General features: G+C 75.0%; 1 protein-coding gene. It reads right to left on the minus strand.

What is annotated here, in order from left to right; all coding sequences use genetic code 11:
* On the minus strand, positions 1–396 hold a 396-nt coding region (locus tag JHN63_RS52100; protein WP_307782211.1), incomplete at both ends, for an NAD(P)H-hydrate epimerase.

Here is a 396-nt window from a genome sequence, read left to right on the forward strand (position 1 = left end):
CCCGGATACCGCCCGGACCCGGCGGCGATCCCCACCACCCCCCGCCGGTACTTGTCGCTCTCGGCCCCCGGCACCGGCAGCAACGCCGCCACATCCGCATGCTGCAAGGCCTCCAACGCGGCCCCGCCGGACGGCAGTTCGACGTCCAGCCCGATGTCGACGAACCGCACGGACCCGGCGTACTCCCGCGCGGGATCGATCAGCAACCCCGGCTTGTGCGCCCCGAAGGTGACGGTGAGATCGGCCCGCACGGCGGCCCCGAGCACCTGACCGCTGTCCGCCTCGACCCCACTGGGCAGATCGACGGCGACGACGACACCCCGAGACTCCCCGGCGAGAGCCGCCAGCCGCGCCGCATCGGGCCGCAGCCCGCCCCGCCCCCCGATCCCGACGATC

It is taken from the genome of Streptomyces sp. MBT65, from assembly GCF_016612545.1.
In the GTDB taxonomy this organism is placed as follows: domain Bacteria; phylum Actinomycetota; class Actinomycetes; order Streptomycetales; family Streptomycetaceae; genus Streptomyces.